Annotated in this window: 19 protein-coding genes; 5 read left to right on the forward strand and 14 right to left on the reverse strand. The window is 69.8% G+C overall.

Annotation, left to right across the window (positions count from 1 at the left end):
• Positions 1-3 precede the first annotated feature (3 nt).
• From ABD204_RS11905 to gatC, 6 genes are read right to left on the reverse strand one after another with little or no spacing between them, the layout of a single operon-like run.
• Positions 4-597 (reverse strand): nucleoside/nucleotide kinase family protein, encoded by a 594-nt coding sequence (locus ABD204_RS11905; RefSeq protein ID WP_322597607.1) that lies wholly within the window; start codon positions 595-597, stop codon positions 4-6.
• On the reverse strand, positions 572-892 hold the full coding sequence (locus ABD204_RS11910; RefSeq protein WP_194424666.1) for a hypothetical protein: 321 nt from the start codon (positions 890-892) through the stop codon (positions 572-574). Before ABD204_RS11910 ends, ABD204_RS11905 begins: the two co-directional genes overlap by 26 nt.
• 43 nt (positions 893-935) lie before the next feature.
• Positions 936-2,195, reverse strand: a complete 1,260-nt coding sequence (dinB, locus tag ABD204_RS11915; protein ID WP_194424665.1) for a DNA polymerase IV — start codon at positions 2,193-2,195, stop codon at positions 936-938.
• Positions 2,196-2,255: 60 nt separating this feature from the next.
• Complete coding sequence (gene gatB / locus ABD204_RS11920; protein WP_194424664.1) at positions 2,256-3,785, reverse strand: Asp-tRNA(Asn)/Glu-tRNA(Gln) amidotransferase subunit GatB; 1,530 nt, start codon at positions 3,783-3,785, stop codon at positions 2,256-2,258.
• Positions 3,785-5,299 carry an Asp-tRNA(Asn)/Glu-tRNA(Gln) amidotransferase subunit GatA gene (gene gatA / locus ABD204_RS11925; protein WP_194424663.1) on the reverse strand — a complete coding sequence of 505 codons (1,515 nt, stop codon included), beginning with the start codon at positions 5,297-5,299 and terminating at the stop codon, positions 3,785-3,787. Before gatA ends, gatB begins: the two co-directional genes overlap by 1 nt.
• Positions 5,300-5,310: 11 nt before the next feature.
• Positions 5,311-5,610, reverse strand: a complete 300-nt coding sequence (gene gatC, locus ABD204_RS11930) for an Asp-tRNA(Asn)/Glu-tRNA(Gln) amidotransferase subunit GatC (protein WP_194424662.1) — start codon at positions 5,608-5,610, stop codon at positions 5,311-5,313.
• Between the two features lie 58 nt (positions 5,611-5,668).
• On the opposite strand from gatC, the gene ABD204_RS11935 reads away from it, so the two are divergent.
• Positions 5,669-7,372 carry a long-chain-fatty-acid--CoA ligase gene (locus tag ABD204_RS11935; protein ID WP_194424661.1) on the forward strand — a complete coding sequence of 568 codons (1,704 nt, stop codon included), beginning with the start codon at positions 5,669-5,671 and terminating at the stop codon, positions 7,370-7,372.
• Between the two features lie 65 nt (positions 7,373-7,437).
• Here the strand turns inward: ABD204_RS11935 and ligA are convergent, their stop codons facing one another.
• The 3 genes from ligA to ABD204_RS11950 form a co-directional block, all read right to left on the reverse strand.
• Positions 7,438-9,705 carry an NAD-dependent DNA ligase LigA gene (gene ligA, locus ABD204_RS11940; RefSeq protein WP_194424660.1) on the reverse strand — a complete coding sequence of 756 codons (2,268 nt, stop codon included), beginning with the start codon at positions 9,703-9,705 and terminating at the stop codon, positions 7,438-7,440.
• A 69-nt stretch (positions 9,706-9,774) separates the two neighbouring features.
• Complete coding sequence (gene mnmA / locus ABD204_RS11945; RefSeq protein ID WP_194424659.1) at positions 9,775-10,872, reverse strand: tRNA 2-thiouridine(34) synthase MnmA; 1,098 nt, start codon at positions 10,870-10,872, stop codon at positions 9,775-9,777.
• Positions 10,873-10,917: 45 nt separating this feature from the next.
• On the reverse strand, positions 10,918-12,081 hold the full coding sequence (locus tag ABD204_RS11950) for a cysteine desulfurase family protein (protein WP_194424658.1): 1,164 nt from the start codon (positions 12,079-12,081) through the stop codon (positions 10,918-10,920).
• Positions 12,082-12,148: 67 nt separating this feature from the next.
• On the opposite strand from ABD204_RS11950, the gene glgX reads away from it, so the two are divergent.
• From glgX to glgB, 3 genes are read left to right on the forward strand one after another with little or no spacing between them, the layout of a single operon-like run.
• The gene (gene glgX, locus ABD204_RS11955; RefSeq protein ID WP_194424657.1) at positions 12,149-14,248 is read left to right on the forward strand and encodes a glycogen debranching protein GlgX; all 2,100 of its coding nucleotides are present in this window, start codon (positions 12,149-12,151) and stop codon (positions 14,246-14,248) included.
• Between the two features lie 38 nt (positions 14,249-14,286).
• A complete protein-coding gene (locus ABD204_RS11960; RefSeq protein WP_322597606.1) occupies positions 14,287-16,365 on the forward strand; it encodes an alpha-1,4-glucan--maltose-1-phosphate maltosyltransferase in 2,079 nt (692 codons plus the stop codon).
• Positions 16,365-18,545, forward strand: a complete 2,181-nt coding sequence (gene glgB / locus ABD204_RS11965; RefSeq protein WP_194424656.1) for a 1,4-alpha-glucan branching protein GlgB — start codon at positions 16,365-16,367, stop codon at positions 18,543-18,545. Before ABD204_RS11960 ends, glgB begins: the two co-directional genes overlap by 1 nt.
• Before the next feature lie 12 nt (positions 18,546-18,557).
• Here the strand turns inward: glgB and ABD204_RS11970 are convergent, their stop codons facing one another.
• Both ABD204_RS11970 and ABD204_RS11975 read right to left on the reverse strand, forming a co-directional pair.
• Positions 18,558-19,472 carry a tetratricopeptide repeat protein gene (locus tag ABD204_RS11970; RefSeq protein ID WP_194425016.1) on the reverse strand — a complete coding sequence of 305 codons (915 nt, stop codon included), beginning with the start codon at positions 19,470-19,472 and terminating at the stop codon, positions 18,558-18,560.
• Between the two features lie 11 nt (positions 19,473-19,483).
• A complete protein-coding gene (locus tag ABD204_RS11975) occupies positions 19,484-21,304 on the reverse strand; it encodes a DUF8094 domain-containing protein (protein WP_322597643.1) in 1,821 nt (606 codons plus the stop codon).
• Between the two features lie 173 nt (positions 21,305-21,477).
• On the opposite strand from ABD204_RS11975, the gene ABD204_RS11980 reads away from it, so the two are divergent.
• Entirely contained in the window at positions 21,478-22,539 is a 1,062-nt protein-coding gene (locus tag ABD204_RS11980) for an AI-2E family transporter (RefSeq protein WP_194424654.1), read from the forward strand.
• A 1-nt stretch (position 22,540) separates the two neighbouring features.
• Here ABD204_RS11980 and ABD204_RS11985 read toward each other — a convergent pair whose 3' ends face one another.
• Genes ABD204_RS11985 through ABD204_RS11995 form a run of 3 tightly spaced genes read right to left on the reverse strand, consistent with a single transcriptional unit; the run spans position 22,541 to position 24,291 of the window.
• Positions 22,541-23,269, reverse strand: coding sequence for an alpha/beta hydrolase (locus ABD204_RS11985; RefSeq protein ID WP_194424653.1), 729 nt, complete (start codon positions 23,267-23,269; stop codon positions 22,541-22,543).
• Positions 23,269-23,556 (reverse strand): hypothetical protein, encoded by a 288-nt coding sequence (locus ABD204_RS11990; RefSeq protein ID WP_194424652.1) that lies wholly within the window; start codon positions 23,554-23,556, stop codon positions 23,269-23,271. Before ABD204_RS11990 ends, ABD204_RS11985 begins: the two co-directional genes overlap by 1 nt.
• A gap of 3 nt (positions 23,557-23,559) precedes the next feature.
• Positions 23,560-24,291 carry an aggregation-promoting factor C-terminal-like domain-containing protein gene (locus ABD204_RS11995; protein ID WP_322597604.1) on the reverse strand — a complete coding sequence of 244 codons (732 nt, stop codon included), beginning with the start codon at positions 24,289-24,291 and terminating at the stop codon, positions 23,560-23,562.
• Positions 24,292-24,303: the final 12 nt, after the last annotated feature.

Consider the following 24,303-nt stretch of genomic DNA (forward strand, 5'->3'; position numbering starts at 1 on the left):
ACCTCACGGCACACGGAAGACGTGGGTCGCGTGCGCGGCCGGCTGGTCCTCCGTCACATGCCGGTCTTCCTGCGCGGCCCAGCGCTCCCAGTGGGGACGATAGGTCTCACCGTCGCGGTCGAGGGCGCGGCGCCGGCGGGAGGATGCGGGGGATTCGAGCCACACGCGCACGTCGCCCAGCTGCGCGGTCGCCGTGGTGAGCAGTCCCGCACCTTCCACGATCAGCGGCAACGACGGATCCACCGCATGCGCGGCGTCCCATCCGTGCAGGTCCCAGTCCCAGCTGCGCCACACCCCGATGAGCCCGCGCGCATGCGGCACGAGGATCTGCGTGCGCGCCAGGTCGACGCCCTCCCGCAGACCGTCCCAGCCGGGATAGATCGCGTCGAGGGCGACGGACTGCACACGCCCGCGCATCGGCCAGTCACGGATCAGGCGTCGCGCGAGGGAGGACTTGCCCGCACCGCTGCGGCCGTCGATGAGCACCACCGGGTTCGCCGCGGCGGTCGCGGCGACGGCCTCGCGGAGAACGGAGGCCGCGTGGCCCAGGGCGTGGTCGACGGGGTCGCGGCTACTTCTTGAGGATGCGGATGACACGGCTGAGCGAGCGGCCGGCGACCCAGACGAAGGGGATCGCCACGGCGAGCAGAGACACGATGTTCGGCTCGAATCGCAGATCGTCACCACGGCGGATGTACGCTCCCAGCGGGATCGCGTAGCCGCCACCGCCGCCGCCGCCGTTCCCGGCCTCGTCGCTCCCCCCGCCGAAGCCCGACCACGACAGCGCGACGGGGACGATGCGGACGCCGTCGACGTCCTGCTGCTCGCCGTAGGCGCTATTCACGCCGAAGGTCGCCGACTGCTTGCCGAGTTCGAGTGCGATGTTGGGCATGATCCCACGCTACCCGCATCCGCCGCCGGTGGACAGATGCGTCTCACGTCCTGTGGGGCGGACGCGGATGCGAGGGGACGCCGCCACCGGCGCGTCCCGGCCCCAGAAGGGTCGCCCGGGTGACGACCCCCTTGCCGAACCGGGCCGTCGCCCCGTCGAGGGCGTCTTCGACCCGCCGCCAGTCCTGGTCTTCGTCCCAGAGCGCCAAGGCCCCGCTCCCCGACGGACGGAGCTTCTCGCCACGCACCCCGATGAGACGGACCGGCAGATTGCGCGACACCGACTCGAACAGGTCGATCGCCGTCTCCCCGAGCCGCTGCCCCACCGACGTGGGCTCCGCCAGGGTCTGGGACCGCGAGAAAGTCGTGAAATCCGACAACCGGATCTTCACCGCGACCACACCGGCTTCCCAGCCGTGCGCGCGCAGCCGGGCGGCCACGCGGTCGCCGAGGCGCCGGAGCTCGGAGCGGAGCACGCGCGGGTCGTCGACGTCGTCGGCGAACGTCTCCTCATGGCCCACGCTCTTCTCGACCCGTTCGGTCGTCACCTCGCGTGGGTCGATACCTCGCGAGAGGTGCCACACACGGTCGGCCATGGCCGGACCCAGCGCCCGCTCCAGCACCGGGGTGGGGGCCTCGAGCAGATCCGCGACCGTGCGCAACCCCCTGCTCTCCAGGGCGTCCGCCGCCTTCGGCCCCACCCCCCACAGCGCCCGTACCGAGCGGGCCGCGAGGAAACGCCGGGTGTCCGCTTCGGCCACGATCAGCAGGCCATCCGGTTTGCTGATCGTGGACGCCATCTTCGCGACGTGTTTGGTCGCCGCCGCCCCCACGCTGCAGGTGAGCCCGGTCTCGGTCTTCACCTTCTCGCGGATCATCCGTGCGATCTCGCCCGGGCTCCCCCACAACCTCCGCACTCCGCGCACGTCGAGGAAGGCCTCGTCGATCGACAGCGGCTCGACCAACGGTGTGACGTCTCGGAAGATCGCCATGACCTGGTTCGACAGCGCGACGTACCGATCGATCTGAGGGGGCACGACGATCGCGGTGGGGCAGAGGCGCAGCGCGCGAGCGACCGGCATCGCGGACCGGACGCCGAAACGTCGGGCTTCGTACGACGCGCTCGAGACCACTCCGCGTCCCTCGGGTGCGCCGACGATGAGCGGCTTGCCCGCCAGGGTGGGGTCGCGCAACACCTCCGCCGCCGCATAGAACGCGTCCATGTCGACGTGGAGGATGCCCGCCCCGGTGTCATCGGCACTGGGTGCCGAGACGATGCGTCCCGAACCGTCCCCGCGTCCCATGTCTCTATTGTCGTCCGGGCCGCCGACATCCTCGCCGTGAGAGGGCGGCCCGGACGGTGCTCACTGTGCGGCGCGCTCCAAGATCAGCTCCCGAACGCGGGCGGCATCGGCCTGCCCCTTCATCGCCTTCATGACCGCACCGATGATCGCGCCGGCGGCCTGCACCTTGCCGTCGCGGATCTTCTCCAGCACGTCCGGCTGTGCGGCCAGCGCCTCGTCGATCGCGGCGATGAGGGCGCCGTCATCGGAGACGACGGCGAGACCGCGGGCGTCCACGATCTCCTGCGGGGAGCCTTCGCCGTCGATCATCGCTTCGAGCACCTGACGCGCGAGCTTGTCCGTCAGGGTGCCGGCGTCCACCAGCCCCTGCAGGGCCGCGACATCGGCGGGTGCCACCAGGGAACCAGGCTCGGCGCCCCGGGTGTTCGCGATACGACTGATCTCACCCGTCCACCACTTGCGGGCGGAGGCCGGGGCGGCACCGGCGGCGATGGTCGCCTCGACCTCGGCGAGCAGGCCACCGTTGCGGACGTCCTGGAACTCAAGATCGGTGAAGCCCCAGGCCTCCTTCAGCCGCCGACGGTGGGCGGCCGGCGCCTCGGGAAGCGCCGCGCGCAACTGCTCGACCAGTTCGGCCGGCGGTGCCACCGGGAGCAGGTCCGGCTCGGGGAAGTAGCGGTAGTCGTCGGCGTCTGACTTCGGCCGTCCCGGGGAGGTCGTGCCGGTGTCCTCGTGCCAGTGCCGCGTCTCCTGCGTGATCGTTCCGCCTGCAGCGAGGATCGCGGCCTGTCGCTGGATCTCGTGACGCACGGCCCGCTCGACCGAGCGCATGGAGTTCACGTTCTTGGTCTCGGTGCGTGTTCCGAGCGGAGCGGGCGGCTCACCCTCGGGGGTGCGGGGACGCAACGACACGTTGGCGTCGCATCGGAGGTTCCCGCGCTCCATCCGCGCTTCGGAGATCCCGAGTGACCGCACGATGTCCCGGATCGTCGCGACATACGCCTTCGCGATCTCGGGAGCGCGGTGCTCCGCACCGAAGATCGGCTTGGTGACGATCTCCACGAGAGGAACCCCGGCGCGGTTGTAGTCCACGAGCGAGTACTCCGCGCCCTGGATCCGACCCGTCGCTCCCCCCATGTGGGTCAGCTTGCCCGCGTCCTCCTCCATGTGTGCGCGCTCGATCGGGACCTCGACGATCGTTCCGTCTTCGAGCTCCACCTCGATACGACCCTCGAAGGCGATGGGCTCGTCGTATTGCGAGATCTGGTAGTTCTTGCCGAGATCGGGGTAGAAGTAGTTCTTGCGCGCGAACCGGCTGGACGGGGCGATCGAACACCCGAGCGCCAGGCCCAGGCTGATCGACGAGCGGACAGCCTGTTCGTTGACGACCGGGAGAGAACCCGGAAGCCCCATGTCGACGGGCGCGACAAGGGTGTTCGGCGCGACGTCGTGGTTGTCGGGGTGCGCCGGGTTCGGTGCACCGGAGAACATCTTCGTCCGCGTGTTCAGCTCGACGTGGACCTCGAAGCCGAGGACCGGCTCGAACCGCTCGAGGGCCTCGTCGAAGTCCATCAGCTTGTTCGCCGCCATCAGCGGACCCCTCCCAGAACGGGGGCACGGTCCAGCAGCGGACCACCCCACGAATCGACCAGGCGCGCCTCGAGGGCGGCACCGACACGATAGAGCCGCGCGTCCTCGCGCGCGGGGGCGAGGAACTGGATGCCCACGGGAAGTCCGTCCTCCTCGGCGACGCCGGCGGGGATCGAGATGCCGGGGACGCCGGCCAGGTTCGCGGGGATGGTCGTGACGTCGTTGAGGTACATCTGCATGGGGTCGTCGACCTTCTCGCCGAGTCGGAACGCGGTCGTGGGAGCGGTCGGGGTGGCGATGACGTCCACCTTCTCGAAGGCCGCGTCGAAGTCGGCCTGGATGAGCGTCCGCACCTTCTGTGCGGAGCCGTAGTAGGCGTCGTAGTACCCGGCCGACAGCGCGTAGGTACCCAGGATGATGCGCCGCTTGACCTCGTCGCCGAAGCCGGCGTCGCGCGTGGCGGCCATGACGTCCTCGACCGTCGCGCCCGCGTGCGGGGTGACCCGCATGCCGAACCGCACCGAGTCGAACTTGGCCAGGTTGCTGGAGGCCTCCGCAGGAAGGACGAGGTAGTAGGCGGCGACGCCGTACTCGAAGTGAGGTGCGCTGATCTCGACGATCTCCGCCCCCGCGGCCTCCATGGCCGCCAGCGACGTACGGAATGCGGCCGTGACGCCCGTCTGGAACCCATCGTCACCGAGCTCACGGATGACACCGACGCGCAGGCCCTTCAGGACGTCTTGACGGGCACCCTCTCGTGCGGCGTCGGCGAACGAGGGCCATCGGTCCGGCAGCGACGTGGAGTCGTTCGCATCGTGTCCGCCGATGACGTCGTGCAGAAGACCGGCGTCGAGCACCGTGCGAGTGACAGGTCCGACCTGGTCGAGACTGGAGGCCAGGGCGATCGCCCCGTATCGGCTCACGGCTCCGTAGGTGGGCTTGACCCCGACGGTTCCGGTCACGTGCGCGGGCTGACGGATCGACCCGCCGGTGTCCGAGCCGAGGGCGAGCGGAGCCTCGTATGCGGCCACCGCGGCGGCCGAACCGCCTCCGGACCCACCGGGGATGCGATCGAGGTCCCACGGGTTGCGGGTCGGACCGTATGCGGAGTGCTCGGTGGATGAGCCCATCGCGAACTCGTCCATGTTCGTTTTGCCCAGCGGCACGAGACCGGCCGCCCGCGCGCGCGCCACGACGGTCGCGTCGTAGGGGGACATGTAGCCCTCGAGGATCTTCGATCCGCTCGTGGAGGGCATGTCGGTGGTCACGAGCACATCCTTGATCGCCAGCGGGACCCCCGCGAGGCGTCCGAGCACCTCCCCGGATGCGCGTCGACGATCGATGTCGGCCGCCACCTCGAGGGCGTGGTCGCTGACGTGGAGATAGGCGTGGACGTCGCCGTCGACGGCGGCGATGCGATCGAGGTGCGCCTGCGTGGCTTCGACGCTGGAGACCTCGCCCGCGGCGAGCTTGTCGGCGAGCGCGGCGGCGGAGAGCGTGGTGATGTCGGTCACGGGTGTCGTCCTCACTGCTCTTCGCCGAGGATCGCGGTCACACGGAACCGGTCCTCGGCGGCGTCGGGGGCGTTCTTCAGAGCCTCATCGGCGGTGAGGGTGTACCCCACCTCGTCGGCGCGGAAGACGTTCCGCATCGGGATGGGGTGGCTCGTGGCCACCACCTCGGGGGTGGCCACCTCCGAGACCTTGGCGATGTTGCCGACGATCACGTCGAGCTGCCCGGTGAGTCGCTCGACCTCCTCGTCGTCGAGCTGGATCCTGGCGAGCACACCGAGATGGCGCACGAGATCGGGGGTGATTTCAGACACCACACCATTGTAGGCGGGTGTCCCGACGCACCTGTGGGCATCTCGCCCGTCTAGGCTGATGGCCGTGTCAGCGACCTATGACCCGCCCCGGCCCTGGATCCGCAGCTATGCCGACGGGGTTCCGGAGGACCTCGGCGAGATGACGGGCTCGCTCGTCGACATCGTCGCCGAGTCGGCGCGCAGCCATCCGGACGCGCCCGCTCTGGAGTTCTTCGGCCGCACGACCAGCTACCGCGAGCTCGAGGAGCAGATCTCCCGGGCCGCGGCAGGGCTGGCGGAGCTGGGGGTGACCGCCGGCGACCCGGTCGCGATCGTGCTGCCGAACTGCCCGCAGCACATCGTCGCCTTCTACGCGGTGCTCCGACTGGGGGCGGTGGTGGTCGAGCACAATCCGCTCTACACGCCGTTCGAGCTTCAACGACAGTTCGAAGATCACGGCGCGAAGCATGCGATCGTCTGGTCGAAGGTGGCCGCCACGGTGCAGGCGTTCCCCGCCGCGACGACGCCGGGCACGCTGGTCTCGGTCGACCTGACCACCGCCATGCCGTGGCGCACGCGACTCGCGCTGCGACTTCCGATCCGCAAGGCCCGCGAGGGGCGTGATGCCTTGACCGCGACGACCTCGGGCACGACCTCCTGGGAGGACGTGCTCCGCACGGCGCCACTGAGCGCGTCGCACCCACGTCCGGGCGTCGACGATCTCGCGCTGATCCAGTACACCAGCGGCACCACGGGGTCCCCGAAGGGCGCGTGCCTGTCCCACGGGAACCTTCTGGCCAACGCGGCGCAGGCGCAGGCGTGGGTGCCGAGCATCACCCGCGGTGACGGGTGCGTCGTGTACGCGGTGTTGCCGATGTTCCACGCGTACGGGCTGACCCTCTGTCTGACGTTCGCGATGTCGATGGCCGCCCGCCTCGTGTTGTTCCCCCGTTTCGACCCGGACATGGTGCTGGCCGCGACCAAGAGACGCCCTGCGACGTTCCTCCCGCTGGTGCCGCCCATCGCGGGCCGGCTACTGGCCGCCGCCGAGGAGCAGGGCGTCCCGCTCGCGGGCACCGGCATCGCGATCTCCGGCGCCATGGCACTCCCCCACGACCTCGTCGTCCCGTTCGAGGCGGCCACCGGCGGCTACCTCGTCGAGGGGTACGGTCTGTCGGAGTGCTCCCCGGTGCTGATGGCGAATCCGGTGGCGCCCCACCGGGTCCCCGGCACCGTCGGCCTTCCCCTCCCGGGCACGGAGTGCCGGGTGGTCGACCCGGAAGATCCGTCGCAGGACGTCCCCGCCGGTGAGCCCGGCGAACTCCTCGTGCGGGGGCCTCAGGTCTTCAGCGGGTACTACCGCAAGCCGGACGAGACGGCCGCCGTCTTCGCCGGCGACTGGTTCCGCACCGGCGACATCGTCCGGATCGACGAAGACGGCTTTGTGCGCATCGTGGATCGCATCAAGGAACTTGTCATCACCGGAGGGTTCAACGTCGCGCCGACCGAGGTGGAGAACGCGCTGCGGCAACACCCGGCCGTGGCCGACGCCGCCGTGGTCGGCCTCCCGGACGAGCGCGCCGGCGAGCAGGTCGTCGCCGCGGTCGTCGCCGCTCCCGGACACGACATCGACCCGGAGGTCATCCGCGCCTTCGCCCGTGAAGAGCTCACGCCCTACAAGGTGCCCCGACGCGTGGTCGTCGTCGACGAGTTGCCGACGTCTCTGATCGGGAAGGTCCTGCGCCGTCAGGTGCGCGACCGCCTCCTCGACGACGACACCTGACCGGACCTGTCCTCCCTCGGGCCACTCCCGCGCCGCGCGCGGATGCCGCGCACCCGCGGGGTTCTTCAGGCCTCCGGCGCCGGCTCGCCGAGCGCCGAGGGACCCTCGGTGACCAGAACGTGGAACTGCGCGGCGTTGATCACCCGCACACCGAGTTGCTCCGCCTTGGCGAGCTTGGATCCGGCACCGGGCCCGGCGGCGACGAAGTCCGTCTTCTTCGACACACTCGACGCGGCCTTGCCGCCCGCGGCGATGATCGCTTCCTGGGCCCCTTCCCGCGTGTAGCCCTCGAGGGTCCCCGTCGCCACGACGGTCACCCCGTCGAGGACGCCGCCCGCGGCGGCCGCAGCCCCGGGACCGGGGTGCCCGGGTGTCGACAGACGAGCCCCCGCCGCAGCCCAGCGCTCGACGATCTCCCGGTGCCAATCGACCTCGAACCACGCCTTGAGCGAGTCGGCGATGATGCCGCCGACTCCGTCGACAGCCGCGAGCTCGTCCCGGTTCGCGGCACGGATCGCCTCGACCGATCCGAACCATCGGGCGAGTGCCCGTGCGGCGACCGGTCCGACATGCCGGACGTTGAGCGCGACGAGGAATCGCCACAGCTCCTTGGTCTTGGCGAGCTCGAGATTGGCCAGCAGGGAGGTCGCGGCCGCGGAGAGGATGTGGTCGGCATCGCCGTCGAACTCCCCCGCCGAGTCGAACTCGGGGTCGCTACGTCGTCGCTGTCGCCGGAACGGTGACCGGGTGTCCGGGGTGCCGTCCGCCAGCAGCCGGGGCAGGCCGGTCTCGGCGTCACGCACGACGACGTCGATGCCGAACAGGTCCCGTGGACCGAGATCGAACAGCCCGGCCTCGGTGACCAGGGGTGGCACATCCGGCCGCACGGGCTGGGTGAGGGCCGCGGCCGACACCTCCCCGAGACCTTCGATGTCCAGGGCGCCACGCGACCCGATGTGCTCGACGCGGCCGCGGACCTGTGCGGGGCACGACCGGGTGTTGGGGCAGCGCAGATCGATGTCGCCCTCTTTTGCCGGCGCCAGTGTCGACCCGCACTCGGGGCAGGCGGTGGGCATCACGAACTCCCGCTCGCTGCCGTCACGGAGTTCGACGACCGGGCCGAGCACCTCCGGAATCACGTCTCCCGCCTTGCGCAGCACGATCGTGTCGCCGATCAGCACGCCCTTGGCCTTGACGACGTCTTGGTTGTGCAACGTCGCCTGGCGCACCACCGAACCGGCCACCTTCGCCGGCTCCATGACGGCGAACGGAGTGGCCCGTCCGGTGCGGCCGACCGAGACGACGATGTCGAGCAGGGTGGTGTTGACCTGTTCCGGCGGGTACTTGTAGGCGATCGCCCAACGCGGGGCGCGGCTGGTCGCGCCCAGCTCGTCGTGGAGTGCGAGGTCGTCGACCTTGATGACGATGCCGTCGATCTCGTGTTCGACGTCGTGACGGTGCTCTCCGTAGTGCCGGATGAAGGCGTCGGCCTCGGCGGCATCCGGCACGACGGTGAAGTACCGGCTGATCGGTAGCCCCCAGGAGGCGAGCAATCCGTAGACCTCACTCTGCGAGGCCACGGGCGGGTCCGGCCAGGCGCCGATCCCGTGCACGGTCAGCCGGAGTCGCGAGAGTCGTTCGTGCATCGCCTGCAGCTGTCGCTCGTTCTTGCCCTCGCGCTTCTGGCGCAGCGACCCGGACGCGGCGTTCCGCGGGTTCGCGAACAGGCGATCCCCCTGCTCCTGCTGAAACGCATTGAGGGATTCGAAGTCGGCGACGGTGAAGAAGACCTCGCCGCGGACCTCGACCAGGGGCGGGTGGCCGGCGCCCTCGAGCACAGAGGGGATGCCCGCGATGCCCCGGACGTTCTCGGTGACGTCCTCGCCGACGCGCCCGTCGCCACGGGTCGCGGCGCTGGTGAGCCGACCGTGTTCATAGCGCAACGACAAGGCCAGTCCGTCGATCTTCAACTCACACAGGAACGGCACCGCGCGGCCGGCGTCTCGTTCGACACGAGCCGCCCAGGCCAGGAACTCCTCGTCGCTGAAGACATTGTCCAGGCTCAGCATGCGCTCGGCGTGGGTCACCGGTGAGAACAGCGTTCCGGAGGCCGCCCCGACCGTCAACGTAGGAGAGTCTTGGCCCTGCAACTCCGGGTGGAGCCGCTCGAGCTCGGCCAGCCGTGACATCCACCCGTCGTACGTCGCATCGTCGACGATCTCGGCGTCGTCGCCGTAGTAGGCGTCACGTGCGGCGCTGATGCGCTCGGTGAGATCCCTCACCTCGTCGCGCGCCCGCTCGAGAGTCAGCTCAGCCCGTTCACCTTCAGCCACCCCGTCAGTCTAAAGACGCCCGCCGACACCCCCGGCGGGGGTCGCCGGGCGCACGCTCGCACGCGACGGTCAGGCCTCGACGGGAACGGCGGACTCGGTCCGGTCGATGGTGAACTGTCCGAGCACGCGCGTCCCCTCGTAGAGCACGGCCGTCTGGCCGGGGGCGACGCCGTCGAACGGGCTCTCCGGCTCCACGGTGACGATGTCGTCGGCGATCCATGCGCGCGCCGGAACCGGGTCGGAGTGGGCGCGGATCTGCACGTGGCAGTCGAAGGCGGGGGCGGTCGGTGCTGCTCCGGCCCACGAGTAGCGGGCACCGGCGATGCGAACGCACGCCAACGCCTCTTTCGGGCCCACGACGACGGTGTTCGAAACCGGTCGCACCTCGAGCACGAACCGCGGCTTGCCGTCGGCGGCGGGAACCCCCAGTTGCAGCCCTCGACGCTGACCCACGGTGAACGCGTGGGCACCGTCGTGCGAGCCGACCACGTCGCCGGCGCGATCGACGATCTCGCCCTTTTCGGCGCCGACCTTGTCCGCGAGCCACCCGCGGGTGTCTCCGTCGGGGATGAAGCAGATGTCGTGGCTGTCCGGCTTACGTGCCACGGTGAGCCCCCGCTGCTCGGCCTCGGCACGGACGAGCTCCTTGGACGGGGTGTCGCCGAGCGGGAAGTAGGTGTGCGCGAGCTGTTCGGCGGTGAGCACGCCCAGGACGTAGGACTGGTCCTTCGCCGCATCGGAGGCCCGATGCAGTTCCAACCCGCCTTCGCCCTCGACCAGCGTCGCATAGTGACCGGTGCACACGGCGTCGAAGCCGAGCTCGAGTGCACGCTCGAGAAGCGCGGCGAACTTGATCTTCTCGTTGCACCGCATGCAGGGGTTGGGCGTGCGGCCTGCGCGGTACTCCGCGATGAAATCGTCGATCACGTCCTCGCGGAACCGCTCGGAGAAGTCCCACACGTAGAACGGGATGCCCAGCGCGTCGGCGGCGCGGCGCGCGTCCATGGCGTCCTCGATCGTGCAACATCCGCGACTGCCCGCACGAAGCGTGCCACCGGCACGGGAGAGCGCCAGGTGGACCCCGACGACATCGTGACCGGCCTCGACCGCCCGGGCCGTCGCCACCGCCGAGTCGACACCACCACTCATCGCCGCAAGAATCCGCATGACTCAAGTCTAGGTCGGCTCCTCCGGTCCGGCCTGAGCGGGTTTTCAGCGGGCCGCGCGTGCACGCGCGACCGCTTCCGGGAGCGCGGCGGTGAGCGCGTCGACGTCGTCGACCGTCGATGTCCGACCGAGGCTCACCCGCAACACCTGACGCGCGGCACGGTCGTCATACCCGAGTGCCTGCACGACATGGGACGGTTCGGGGACGCCGGCCTGACATGCGGAGCCGGTCGAGACCGCCACGCCGCGCTGGTCTAGCAGGAACAGCATCGCTTCACCCCCTGCCCCGGGGAAGTGCAGATGCAGGTTGCCGGGGATCCGGTCGACCGGGTCGCCAAGCGGCACCACGTCCGGGATGTCGCGCCGGATGGCGGCCAGCGCCCGTTCGCGCAGGGCCGTCAGCCGCTCCGCCTCGGCCGCCGACTCCGCCACGGCCAGCTCGGCCGCCACGGCGAAGGCGGCGGCTCCCGCGATGTCCTGCGTACCCGCGCGCAGAGCGCGCTGCTGACCGCCACCGTGCAACAGTGGCGTGGGGTCCGCGTGTCGCGAGACCACCAGCGCACCGACCCCGACCGGTCCGCCGACCTTGTGGGCGGACACGCTCATCGCGACCAGTCCGGTCCCGCCCCGCGCATCCGCCCGCCACGCGGCGAAGTCGACCGGCACGTGCCCGAACGCCGAGACGGCGTCGAGGTGCAGGGGCACCCCCGCGAGCGCGGCCTCGGCTGCGAGCGCGCCGGCGTCGTTGACGGTCCCGACCTCGTTGTTGGCCACGATGGCGGTGGCCAATGCGGCCCCCGACAGTGCAAGACCGAACGGGCCGGGCAGGATGCGTCCGAGGGGGTCCAGCGCGACGGGGCGCACCCGGGCGGCACGCCGCCGTGCCAGCCATGCGACGGTGTCGACCGTGGCGTGGTGCTCACCGTCGGGCAGGACGATCTCATCCCGTTCGGCCGCCCGCGCCTCCCATAGTCCTTTGACGGCGAGGTTGACCGCCTCGGTCCCGCCGGAGGTGAACACGACCTCGATCGCCCCGCACCCGAGCACCGCGGCCAGTCGCTCCCGAGACTCCTCGAGCAAACGGCGCGCCGCCTGCCCCGCGGTGTGTACGGCCGAGGCGTTCCCCGGCATGCTCTGGGCTCGAAGCCACGCCTCGCGGGCCTCAGGACGCAGCGGGGCCCCGGCGGCGTGATCGAGGTAGACGACCATACCTGCTCCTCCGCCTCGCGCCCTCGCCCGCACGTCGCGGGGTCACGGCGTCACTACTCTAGATCGCATGTCCCCCGACCGGCCCGCCGGAGCCGCGCCCGGCCTGCTGTCCCCCGACCTGGACGACCTGGGCGTGCGCGTCCACGACGGCGGCGGCACGCTGCGGGTGTGGTCGGAGAGGGCCGAGTCCTTGGAGCTGGTGGTCTTCGACGACGCCGATCTGGACTGGAGCATCGCCGACATCCCCCTCGCCCCGGTCGGCGGTGGCGTGTGGAGCGTGACCAGCGAGCTGCTCACGCCGGGGTCCCGCTACGCGGTGCGCGCGGACGGCCCTCGGGGCACCGGCGACATGTTCAACCGGGGGACGTTGCTCGTGGAACCGTACTCCCGCGGATTGGCCACCGGAGACGGATACGAGGACTGGCGCTCGGTCGTCGTGGACCGCGGCTTCGACTGGGGCGGGGTGAGCAGACCCGGCACGCCGATGGACCGCACCGTCATCTACGAGACGCACCTGAAAGGTCTGTCCAAGCGTCACCCCGACGTGCCGCCGGCTCTCCACGGCACGTACGCGGGTCTGGCCCATCCGGCGATGATCGAGTACCTCCTCGACCTCGGTGTGACCGCCGTCGAGCTTCTTCCGATCCACGCGTTCGCAACCGAGCCACGTCTTCTGCAGCACGGTCTGACGAACTACTGGGGGTACAACACGCTCAACTTCTTCAGCCCGCACGCCGCATACGCGACGGAGCAGAACCGACGACGCGGAGCGGGGGCGGTTCTGCGGGAGGTGAAGGGCATGGTGAAGCTCCTCCACCAGGCCGGGATCGAGGTGATCCTCGACGTCGTCTACAACCACACCAGCGAAGAGGGCATCGGCGGTCCGCGCACCAGCCTGCGGGGATTGGACAACCGCGGCTATTACCGCCAGCAGGAGGATGGGACGTACATCGACGTCACCGGGTGCGGTAACGCCGTGAACACCGCGACCGACGCCGCGGCCCGGCTCGTCCTGGATTCGCTCCGATACTGGGCCGAAGACGTGCAGATCGACGGTTTCCGCTTCGACCTGGCCGCGACGCTCGGACGCGACGCCGCGCACGGGTTCACCCCCGGACACCCGCTGCTCCAGGCGATCCTCGATGACCCGGCCCTCGCGGACGTGAAGAAGATCGCCGAACCGTGGGATGTCGGGATGGGCGGCTGGCAGACGGGTGCCTTCGGTGCCGGCTGGCACGAGTGGAACGATCGCTACCGGGACCGGGTGCGCAACTTCTGGCTCAGCGACATCGACTACGCCCGCCGCGCGGACCTCACCCCGGTCGGAGTCGGCGGCTTCGCGACCCGGCTCGCGGGGTCCTCGAACACGTTCTCCCCGGCACGCGGTCCCCTCGCGAGTGTCAATTTCGTCACCGCGCACGACGGGTTCACGCTGCACGACCTCGTCTCCTACGACGTCAAGCACAATCTCGCCAACGGTGAACAGAACCGCGACGGGGCCGATACCAACCGCTCGTTCAACCACGGGGCCGAAGGTCACACCGACGACGAAACCGTGCTCGCCACGCGGCGCAAAGCGATGCGGAATCTCCTCGGCACCCTTCTGCTGTCCGCGGGCGTACCCATGCTGACGGCCGGGGACGAGTTCGGACGCAGTCAGCGCGGCAACAACAACGCCTACTGCCACGACTCGCCGCTGACCTGGTTGTCGTGGGACCACGCGCCGTGGCAGCAGGACCTCAGGGCGCACGTGAAGCACCTGATCGGAATTCGTGCGCAGAATCCGGCGTTGCGCCCCGTGCGGTACGCCAAGCGCGGGGAACACGTCCCCTCCGCATCCTTGATGCAGTGGTACGACGAAGACGGTCACACCATGTCGGACGAGCGCTGGAACGACTCCGCCAAGCGGACGCTGCAGTACGTCGCCGCCTCGACACCGGAGCACGAGGAGCACAACCGTGTTCTGCTGATCGTGCACGGCTCGGAACGTCCGGTCTCGGTCGTCCTCCCCGAGGTCGAAGGCGGGGATCGCTTCGTCCGCCTGTGGTCGAGCGTCCTCGAGCGGCCGCTCGAGGTGTCTTCCCGGCACGCCCCCGGGGACCGCATCGACCTTCCGGGCACCGCCATGGAACTGTTCCGCATCGAGAGTGTCAACCCCCACCCGTAGGCCTGTATCCGACGACCCGGTCACGATAGGTTCGGACCGTGGTCCAGTCGCGCACAGCACAGTCCCTGCCCTGGCGGAGCGCCGCCTCGATCCCCGTCCGCCCCGCATCCGATGCGCAGACCGCGCGGGACACCGTCACCGGGCGTATCGCCACGGACGCCCCCGCACCGGCCGTCCCCGGCGGCGGATTCCGCCCGTCGGCATTCGTCGGCGAGGTCGTCCCGTTCCGGATCACCGCCTTCCGGGAGGGCCACGACAAGATCGGGGTGCAGGTGCGCTTGACCTCGCCCAGCGGTGACAAGTCCCTGCACCGGCTGAGCCCGCTCGACGGCGGTCTGGACCGGTGGAGTGCGGAGGTCGCCCTCCTCGAGCAGGGCGAGTGGCGCTACCGCTTCGAAGCCTTCTCCGACGAATTCGCGACATGGCGGCATGCCGCGGACCTGAAGATCACGGCGGGCGTCGACACCGCCCTCATGCGCGAGATGGGCGCCGCTCTGTTCACGCGTGCCGCCGCCGAGAAGTCACGTCCGGACGGTGAGCGCAAAACGCTCACGGCGGCCGCGACGACCCTGCGCGACGAACGCGTCGAGGATTCCGTCGCGCATGCGATCGTCATCGACGAGGAGATCGCCGAGATGTTCTGGCGACGCCCGCTGACGGCCCTGATGACCCGGCGGGAGTCGCACCGCCTCCTGGTCGAGCGCGAGCGCGCCGGCGTGGGCGCGTGGTACGAGTTCTTCCCACGCTCGGAGGGTGCGACGCGGCGCGCGGACGGCACCATCGCCTCGGGAACGTTCACCACCGCCGCCGAGCGTCTGCCGGCCGTGGCCGCGATGGGCTTCGACGTGTTGTACCTGCCCCCGATCCACCCCATCGGTCTGTCCAACCGCAAGGGGCCGAACAACACCCTCGACGCGGGACCGGCCGATCCGGGGTCACCGTGGGCCATCGGCTCGGAAGCGGGTGGACACGACGCGGTCCATCCCGACCTCGGCACGATCGAGGACTTCCGCTCATTCGTCCGCGCCGCGCGCGCCGAAGGAATCGAGGTGGCGCTCGATCTGGCCCTGCAGGCCTCCCCGGACCACCCCTGGGTGAGCGCGCATCCGGAGTGGTTCACGACTCTTCCGGACGGTTCGATCGCCTACGCGGAGAACCCACCGAAGAAGTACCAGGACATCTACCCGGTCAACTTCGACAACGACCCCGACGGCATCCGCGCCGAGGTGCTGCGGATCGTGCGCCACTGGATCGCCCAAGGCGTGAAGATCTTCCGTGTCGACAACCCCCACACCAAGCCCCTGCAGTTCTGGGAGTGGCTCATCGCCACCGTGGCCGCCGAGGAGCCGGAGGTCGTGTTCCTCGCCGAGGCGTTCACGAGACCGGCACCCTTGCAGGGTCTGGCCAAAGTCGGCTTCCAGCAGAGCTACACCTACTTCACGTGGCGCAACGGCAAGACGGAGCTGGAGGAGTTCCTCGGGGGCCTCGCCCACGACACCGCCGACTTCCTCCGGCCGAACCTGTTCGTGAACACCCCGGACATCCTGACCGAATACCTCCAGTTCGGGGGGCGTCCGGCCTATGCGATCCGCGCCGCGATCGCGGCCACCGCGGCCCCCGTCTACGGCGTGTACGCCGGGTTCGAGCTGTTCGAGAACGTCGCGCGTCCGGGTTCGGAAGAGAACATCGACAACGAGAAATACGAGTACAAGATCCGCGACTGGAAGGGGGCGATCGATCGAGGCGACTCGCTCGCCCCGTTCCTGACGCGTCTGAACGAGATCCGACGCGCACATCCCGCGCTGCGGCAGCTGCGCAACTTCTCCGCGCACTGGAGCGACGACGACGCCGTGCTGGTGTACTCCAAGCACCTCGACGCCGCCGTCAGCCCGGACGGGGCCGCCGATACGATCATCGTCGTCGTCAACGTCGATCCCCATTCGGTCCGCGAGACGACCGTGCACCTCGACACCCGCATCTGGGGCGTCGCACCGGGCGAAGGCTTCGAGGTCGAAGACCTCCTCACCGGGGCCCGCTGGACCTGGACCGACCACAACTACGTGCGACTGGACGCGTTCACCCAGCCGGTGCACATCCTGCACGTGAAGGAGGCGTGATGACCTACCCCGACGACGCTCTGCTGGATGCCGTCGCCTCCGGCGCGCACCACGACCCGCACGCCGTGCTCGGCCTGCACGCGACCCGCGACGACGAGGGCGGTGCGGTGTGGACCGTGCGCGCCCGCCGACCGCTGGCGCACAGCGTCGTCGCCGTGTTCACCGACGGCACCCGCGTGCCGCTCGAGCACGTGCGCGAGGGGATCTGGGAGGGGACCCGTGGCGGCGACGCCGGCGCGTACGAGATCGTGACCACCTACGAGGACGGCTCCGAATGGCGCGTCGACGACCCGTACCGACACCCTCCCACCATCGGTGAGCTCGACCTGCACCTCATCGGTGAGGGACGCCATGAACAGCTGTGGCTGGCGCTGGGTGCACATCCGCGCGTCAGCGACGGCAGCATCGGCACCGCCTTCACCGTCTGGGCACCCAATGCGCAGGCCGTCCGCGTCATCGGCGACTTCAACGGCTGGGACGGCACCGCCCACGCGATGCGATCGATGGGTTCGAGCGGGGTCTGGGAGATCTTCATCCCCGGGGTCGAAGCGGGCACCACGTACAAATTCGCCCTGCGCACGAAGAACGGCTACTGGGTCGAGAAGGCCGACCCGATGGCGCGGTGGGCCGAGGTCCCCCCCGCGACGGCCTCCGTGGTCGTCGACACCTCCTACGAATGGGGCGACCAGGCGTGGATGGACGAGCGCGCCGCCGCACCGGCCCTGTCTCGTCCCATGTCCATCTACGAGCTGCACCTGGGCTCGTGGCGCCCCGGCCTGTCCTATCGTGAGGCGGCCGATCCGCTGGTCGATTACGTCACCGCACACGGTTTCACCCACGTGGAGTTCCTTCCGTTGGCGGAGCATCCCTTCGGAGGTTCCTGGGGCTACCAGGTGACGGGGTACTACTCCCCCACGAGCCGCTTCGGTCACCCCGACGACCTCCGCCACCTCATCGACCGTCTCCACCAGGCCGGCATCGGCGTGATCATGGATTGGGTCCCCGGGCATTTCCCGAAGGACGAGTGGGCACTCGCGCGCTTCGACGGCGAGCCGCTGTACGAGCACGCCGACCCGCGGCGGGGCGAGCACCGCGACTGGGGCACGCTGATCTTCGACTACGGTCGCAACGAAGTGCGCAACTTCCTCGTCGCCAACGCGCTGTACTGGCTGCAGGAATTCCACGTCGACGGGCTCCGTGTCGACGCGGTCGCCTCGATGCTGTATCTCGACTACTCGCGCGAACCCGGCGAGTGGGAGCCGAACGTACACGGCGGCCGGGAGAACCTCGAAGCCATCCGCTTCCTCCAGGAGGTCAACGCGACCGCGTACAAGCGCTACCCGGGGATCTCGATCATCGCCGAGGAGTCCACGAGCTTCCCGGGGGTGACGGCGCCCACCGACCACGCCGGGCTCGGCTTCGGGTTCAAGTGGAACATGGGGTGGATGAACGACACGCTGCAGTACATCGCACGTGACCCGATGTACCGCGGTCATCACGAGGGCGAATTGTCCTTCTCCTTCGTGTACGCCTTCAGCGAGAACTTCATCCTTCCCATCAGCCACGACGAGGTCGTGCACGGCAAGGGGAGCCTGTTCGGCCGGATGCCGGGCGACCACTGGCAGAAGCTGGCGAACATGCGTGCCTTCCTCGCCTTCATGTGGGGTCACCCGGGCAAGCAACTGCTGTTCATGGGGCAGGAGTTCGGCCAGATGTCGGAGTGGTCCGAGGGGCGCAGTCTCGACTGGTGGATGCTCGACCAGCCCAGCCATGCACAGCTGGCCTCGTTCGTGTCGACCCTCAACGGCGTCTACCGGGACGAGTCCGCGCTGTGGTCACGGGACACCGACGGGTCGGCGTTCTCCCGCATCGGCGGACCCGTGTGGAATCCCAACGTGATCGCCTTCGCCCGCCGCGACGGGCACGGCCACACCGTCGCGGTGGTCTGCAACTTCTCCGGGGTGCCGGTCCGCCCGCACGAGCTCGACCTGCCCGAAGCCGGGGTGTGGCGGGAGATCCTCAACTCCGACGCGCAGGAGTACGGCGGTTCCGGCGTCGGCAACCTCGGGGTGGTGCACGCCGACGAGAACGGCCGCGCCTCGATGGCGCTCCCCCCGCTCGGGGTGCTGTGGTTGCGCCACGACCCCGACGCGCGCATCCCGTCAGCCACTCACGACTGACCGGAGGCGCGGTCAGAACATCAGCGAGGCGAGCTTGGCCCGAGCGCGGACCACGCGCGGGTCGGCGTCACCGACGACCTGGAACAACTCGAGCAAGCGCGTCCGTACGGGCGTGCGCTCGTCTCCCGCGAGGGCGGCGAACAGCGTCAGGAGGCGCTCGAACGCGTCATCGATGTGACCGCCCGCGACATCCAGGTCTGCCACGAGCAATTGGGCGTCGACGTCCTGCGGGGCCTCCGCTGCGGCGGTCCGCGCGGCCTGGAGGTCGGCACCCTGCACGCGGCTGAGCAGTCTCACCTGCGCGAGCCCGGCCTTCGCGTCGCTGTCACCGGGGTTCTCGCTGATCGCCGACTCGTACGCTCGGGCCGCCCGCTCATAGTCGCCGGCTTCGATCGCCGCGTAGGCCTCGGCATGCGCGGGCGGCAGGGCAGGCTCGGTCTCGGTGTCCTCGTCGGAGGCCGCGTCGTCGGGCGTGACGGTTCCGGTCACACCGTTCTGGGCGGCCGCCTGCAGCAGCTGCCCGAACACCTCACGGACCTGCTGCTCGGGCACGGCGCCCTGGAAGAGCGGGACGGGCTGCCCGGCCAGCAGAGCCACCACCATCGGGATCGACTGGGCGCGGAAGCCCTGCGCGAGCTGAGGGTTCGCGTCGACGTCGACCTTCGCGAGCACGACACGTCCGCCGAGCTCGACCGTCACCTTCTCCAGGATCGGGCTGAGCTGCTTGCACGGTTCGCACCACTCGGCCCACAGGTCGACCACCACCGGGACGGTGCGCGAGAGCTCGAGCACCTCCGGGAAGGTCGCGTCGGTGACGTCACGCACGAGGGCGGACGACGCCGCACCGCCCGAGGCCGGAGCCGCGGCGGGATCGGGTCGGTTGCGGAGGGAAGACAGGTCGACGGCACCGCGCATCGCGGCCGCCATGGAGGCATCGGTCACTCAATCACCTTCGCGTCGAGGATGTTCGAAACATATCCGAGGAGTCTGATCTTCTCGCTGGACCCCTGTCCGGGGACGTAGAAGAACAGCTGGTCGACATACACCGTACTGAATCCCTCGGAGGATTCGTCGACCCCGGTGAGGGTCTGCACGGTGGGGTTGTTGTCGAGTTTGATGACGGCGTCGTCGTCGGTCGGCTTCACGGTGTCGATCTCTTCGATCGTCACCGCGACGATCGCGCCGCTCTCGAGCGTCGCCAACGCCGCGGGTTCCTCCGCGCCGGGCTCCGTCGAGAAGGTCAGCTCGCCGGTGGACTCGGCTGTCTCGTTGAACTCGTCGAGGCGCTTCTGCCGGTCGGCGGCGACGCCGATGCGGAACTGGTCCTCGTCGAGCTCGAACATCGGGGCGTACTCGCTGTCCTCGCCGTTGTTGATCACGTCCGCGTAGGCGGCCGACAGTTCCTGCGGTTCCATGATGAGGAACGGCGAGTCGGGTTGGACCTGCGTCGCGCCGACGTACACCGGTGCGAGGTCGGGAAGGGTCGTGTCGGCTTCGAGGTAGGAGTAGTAGCTCAGCTTGTAGTCCGACCAGGGGTCCTGCTGCGTGAGGAACATCGTGGTCGCCGCCGTCCCTTCCGGATCGTTGACCACAGCCAGGAACGTGCGCGGCCAGCCGTCGGTGGCCTGTGGGAGGACCACCTCGAGAGGTGTCGTGGGGATCGCGGGAAGGCCTTCGCGGTCGTCGATCGCGTCCTGCAACGTGTACAGGGTCTCGCGTTCGGCCAGCGGGGCCCCCTCCAGGCGGGTCGCCGCCAGGTCGGGGTCGTGTGCTTCGTCCGCCTCGGCGACCGTGGCCGCCACCCGCTCGAGGATCCGCTCGGCCTGCGGACGGGTCACCGCGGGCGCCTGCTGGCCCTCGGGGACGATCACGGAGGCCGTGGGCGAGGGCGTGGGGGTGCTGCCGAACTCGGGCCAGGCGTCGGCGGAGCAGCCGCCGAGAACCAGCGCCGACGCCGCGACGACCGGCACCGCCACGAGGCTGCGTCGCCCACGGCCGATCGTGCGACGCGTCGGGGTGGCGCTGATGACCCCCTTGTCGGGGTCGTCGACGGCGATGTCGATAGGCTCGGTCGCCGGCAGCGGCAGTCCCTTGCGACGCGGACCGCGCGAGCGCCGGACATGGCGGATGCCGAGCACGTAGAGGAACAGGCCGACCGCCATCAGGATCGCGCCACCCACGATCAGCGGCCCCGCCCAGGGGGTGCTGTTCTCGATGGGCCACGACACGCTCAGGTCGGTCGGGGCCGGTTCGGTGCCGTCCGCGGCCACCAGCACGCTCATTTCGGCGGGAAGCTGCAGGGGCGCGATGAGCAGATCGGTCTGCTGGTATTCGTCGAGCCACAGGTCCGATCCGACCGGGTTGCGGCCGGGCACGACATCCTCCTCGGCGCTGTCTTCGTCTGCGGCGTCGTCGGCGGCCGCGGACTCGGTCGGCTCGGGGACGACCGGCTCGACGGTCGCGGTGGAGATCGCCCCCGCGTCGTCCGCGGTCACGTGCGCGTACTCGGCGTCGGCGAGCCACGCTTCGAGGTCGGCCGTACGGCCGTATGCGGCGAACAGTTCCCCCTCGCCCTGGACGCGGAGCGTCTGCGGGCCCGCGAACGCGGTCATCGCACCGCCGTCGACCAGCACGTACGGAACGCCTTCTTCGACGTCGAACTGCGCGGTCTGCGCATCAGGGCCTTGGAAGACGGTGCGCTGCGCGATCCCCGCGCCGATCATCACCGCGGCGAGGACGAACGCCACAACCGCCCACACGAATCGCAAGGAAACACCTCTCCACGTCCGCTCGGGTCACGGTGCAGACGTCAATCGACGTTTCAGACTAGCGGACCTGAACTGAAAACCCACCGGGAGGCGTCGATGCACCGACTCCGGGGCGCTCATGCGTATCCTGACTCCACAGGCCCACGGCCGAGGTAGGAGACCGCGTGAAGATCCACAACCCGTTCCGGGTGGCGTTCCTGGCGACGTTGGGCGTCGGACTGGGCCTGGTGCTCATCGGCAGCGTGCAGACCCTCTCGACGATCCTCCTCTACGTCGGTACCGCGCTGTTCCTCTCCCTCGGCCTGGACCCGGTGATCTCGTTCCTCGAACGGCGCCGGCTCCCCCGGTGGGCGGCGGTCCTGGTGACCGTCCTGGGCGTGCTCGCACTGTTCGCCGGCATCGTGCTGGTCATCGTCCCGCTGATCGTGTCGCAGATCTCCCAGCTCGTGGTCGCGGTCACCCGCCTGGTCGAGCGCGGAACCTTCTTCGACGACCTGCGATCGTGGTTGCAGGCGACGTTCCCGACCTTGGACGTCGATGTCGTCTTCGCGTTCGCCGAGGAGTGGCTGACCACGAACGTCGCCGAGATCGGGGAGTCGATCGGTCAGGGGGTCATCGCCTTCAGTGGTGCGGTACTGGCCGGTCTGACGGGTGCGTTCATCGTCCTCATCCTCACGATCTACTTCACCGCGTCGACCCCGAGCCTCAAGCGGGCCGTCTACCAGCTGGTGCCGGCCTCGCGGCGGGCCCGCTTCATCGACCTCGCCGAGCAGATCACCGACTCGGTCGGCTACTACGTCATCGGACAATTGTCGCTCGGTGTGCTCAACGGCGCCCTGAGCGCGGTCTTCCTCAGCATCATCGGCGCCCCGTTTCCCGCGGTGCTGGCCGTCGTGGCGTTCCTGTTCTCGATCATCCCGCTGGTGGGAACCCTCACCGGCTCGACGATCATCGTGCTGCTGTGTCTCATCCCGGGGCTCGGCAGCCCGACCACGGCACTGATCGCCGCGATCTACTACCTGATCTACATGCAACTCGAGGCGTACGTCATCGCCCCGCGGATCATGGGGAGGGCCGTGTCGGTGCCGGGAGCCGTCATCGTGATCGCGGCTCTCGCGGGCGGTTCGCTGCTCGGCCTGCTCGGAGCACTGGTGGCCATCCCCGTGGCCGCCAGTATCCTGATCCTGTACCGCCAGGTGCTGATCCCCCGGCAGAACGAACGCTGAGTCAGATCGCGTCGGGGAGCGGGCCGGACCATTCGGTCGGAAGCGGCAGCGCGTCGGGGTTGACCGCCGCGACGATCTCGGTGAGCACGCGTCGGGTCTGCGACTCCCCGACCCACAGGTGCTTCGCCCCCTCGACGGCGATCAGGTTCGCCTGTGGCACCGAGGCGAAGCGTCGCACGGCCTCCTCCGGCCGCAGGAAATCGTCGAACTCCGGAACGAGGATCACCAGCGGCCGTGGCTCCCCCGCCCACGCCGCCACCTCCTCCTCCGTGGCACGGTGCAGCGGTGGCGAGAGCAGGATGTACCCTTCGGCGGCGTGGTCTCGGCCGTACTTGAGGGTGAGTTCCGTGCCGAACGACCATCCCACCAGCCACGGCGAGGGCAGCCCACGCTCGCGGACGAAGTCCATCGCGGCCGCGACGTCGAACGCCTCGGCCCGGCCGCCGTCGAACTCGCCTTCGCTCGTGCCCCGCGGCGAGGAGGTGCCGCGTGTGTTGAACCGCAGCACCGCGAGATCGGCGAGAGCCGGCAGCCGCGCCGCCGCCTTGCGGAACACGTGGGAGTCCATGAAGCCACCCGCGGTCGGAAGCGGGTGCAGGGTCACGAGAGTCGCTCGCGGCTCACGGTCGGCGGGTAGAGCGATCTCCCCGACGAGGGTGAGCCCGTCGAGGGTCTCGAGTTCGATCTCCTCCCTGCGCGCGGGAAGCATGAGCGGTCCGCGAATCTCCATCAGCTGATCCTCCAACAGGACGTGTGCCAGTGTCTGCGTGCCTCGAGATCCGCACGGTCGCCGAGCACACCGTCGGCACGCCACGCGACCACGTGCGCGATGGACGGCTCGATCGTGCGCCCGCAACCGGGGCAGGTGTACGGTTTGACCGCCCGGGCGGCCGAGACCGGCTGCACGGTCCACTCCACCCCCCGGCGGACCTCGGTGCGTTTCCACCCGGCCAGCAGACGCTCGAAGGAGGCGTCGCCGGCCGCGGAATCACGGCGCCGACGGTTGGACCGCGCCATCGCTCAGTACCAGCCGACGGACTGCGAGTGCCCCCACGCACCGCACGGCGTACCGTATCGCCCACCGATGTACCCGAGACCCCAGGCGATCTGCGTGGCAGGGTTGGTCTCCCAGTCGGCACCCGCACTGGCCATCTTGTTGCCGGGCAACGACTGCGGGATGCCGTACGCGCCGCTGGAGGCGTTGTAGGCGTTCACCCGCCACCCGGACTCCTTGTTCCACAACGCCACCAGACAGGAGAACTCCCCGTCTCCCCAGCCCCGCGCCGCGACCATCTCGTAGGCGATCGCCTGCGCCGTCCCGGGATCGGGGGTCACGAACGGCGGGGCCCATGCGGTCGCCGAGGCCGACGAGGACGAACTCTGCGATGCGACGACCGGCTCCGGAGTGGGTGTGGGCGTGGGGGTGACGTACACCTCGTAGTTCCCGCGGTCGAAGGTCGGGATCTCCTCGTCGTCCGCCGCGGTGACCAGGGACTGGGCGTCACCCAGCGTGCTCGCGTACAAGGTGATCGGTTGCGTGGCCTCGGCGCTCGCCTCGCTCAGAGCGACCCCGGTCGGGCCGGCGTAGGCGGCGACGAACCCGAATGCCGCGACGGTGGCGAATACGGCCAGGACGCCGCGCCGTCGGGACCAGCGCACCGCGGGGGTGGCCGGTGTCCGTCCCGCCGCGACGGCGGGCTCGACCTCTCGGCGCGTGCGGCGCGCGGGGGTGCGATCGCTTCCGTCAGTCACAATGACCCGATT

This window comes from Microbacterium aquimaris, from assembly GCF_039531285.1.
Lineage (GTDB): Bacteria > Actinomycetota > Actinomycetes > Actinomycetales > Microbacteriaceae > Microbacterium > Microbacterium aquimaris.

What these genes read in the sequence shown, in the direction of transcription:
- glgX (WP_194424657.1), top strand. Translation starts at nt 12,149, where the DNA reads ATGTCCCCCGACCGGCCCGCCGGAGCCGCGCCCGGCCTGCTGTCCCCC.
- glgB (WP_194424656.1), top strand. Translation starts at nt 16,365, where the DNA reads ATGACCTACCCCGACGACGCTCTGCTGGATGCCGTCGCCTCCGGCGCG.
- ABD204_RS11990 (WP_194424652.1), bottom strand. Translation starts at nt 23,556, where the DNA reads ATGGCGCGGTCCAACCGTCGGCGCCGTGATTCCGCGGCCGGCGACGCC.
- ABD204_RS11935 (WP_194424661.1), top strand. Translation starts at nt 5,669, where the DNA reads ATGGCCGTGTCAGCGACCTATGACCCGCCCCGGCCCTGGATCCGCAGC.
- ABD204_RS11950 (WP_194424658.1), bottom strand. Translation starts at nt 12,081, where the DNA reads ATGGTCGTCTACCTCGATCACGCCGCCGGGGCCCCGCTGCGTCCTGAG.
- ABD204_RS11985 (WP_194424653.1), bottom strand. Translation starts at nt 23,269, where the DNA reads ATGGAGATTCGCGGACCGCTCATGCTTCCCGCGCGCAGGGAGGAGATC.
- ABD204_RS11910 (WP_194424666.1), bottom strand. Translation starts at nt 892, where the DNA reads ATGCCCAACATCGCACTCGAACTCGGCAAGCAGTCGGCGACCTTCGGC.
- dinB (WP_194424665.1), bottom strand. Translation starts at nt 2,195, where the DNA reads ATGGGACGCGGGGACGGTTCGGGACGCATCGTCTCGGCACCCAGTGCC.
- ABD204_RS11970 (WP_194425016.1), bottom strand. Translation starts at nt 19,472, where the DNA reads ATGGCGGCCGCGATGCGCGGTGCCGTCGACCTGTCTTCCCTCCGCAAC.
- gatB (WP_194424664.1), bottom strand. Translation starts at nt 3,785, where the DNA reads ATGGCGGCGAACAAGCTGATGGACTTCGACGAGGCCCTCGAGCGGTTC.
- mnmA (WP_194424659.1), bottom strand. Translation starts at nt 10,872, where the DNA reads ATGCGGATTCTTGCGGCGATGAGTGGTGGTGTCGACTCGGCGGTGGCG.